Genomic DNA, 529 nt, shown 5'->3' with positions numbered 1-529 from the left:
GTTTTTTTCCAACCTTTTTAACTTTTCGTGAAGGCAATTTCGCAATCATCGCTTCGTTAATTTGCCATCGGTTGTTAACTTCGTTTGAAAGATTGATATTTTGCTCGCGAATGATTGGTTGTTTGGTTTCTATCGTTTTGATTTGTTCTGATTGAACATCATCACACTCGATTGGCTCGTCAACCAAATCGTTTGTTTCTAAATTTTCAAAATCAATTTCTCTTTTTGATAAAATAATATTTTTATTTTTTTTGTTATTGTTAATGTTAATGTTATTGTGCATTTCCAAGCATTGCTCGTGCATTGCGTATGCATTGCTTGTGCATTGCTCATGCATTGCACGTGCATCGTCATTACTTTTATCTTTGTTTTTATCCCATCTAGCTTTTGCTGCTTTTGAAGCCTTTTCCGAAGCTTTATCTAAATTCTCATTAGAGTTATTGAGTTCTTCCTCAACATCTAAATTCCACAAGCGACCATCTGCTAAACGAATGAAATATCCTTCTTCAAGCAAAACATTCAGTGCCGC

Annotated in this window: 1 pseudogene; it reads right to left on the bottom strand. The window is 34.4% G+C overall.

Going from position 1 to position 529, the window contains the following annotated elements:
- A pseudogene (locus ACFIJR_RS09300) lies at positions 1 to 529 on the bottom strand (hypothetical protein); the annotation flags it as partial.

Origin of the sequence: Bartonella sp. OD88NMGDW, assembly GCF_042193775.1 — a bacterium.
GTDB classification, from domain to species: Bacteria; Pseudomonadota; Alphaproteobacteria; order Rhizobiales; family Rhizobiaceae; genus Bartonella; species Bartonella grahamii.
This window is presented reverse-complemented; position numbering and strand designations above follow the sequence as displayed.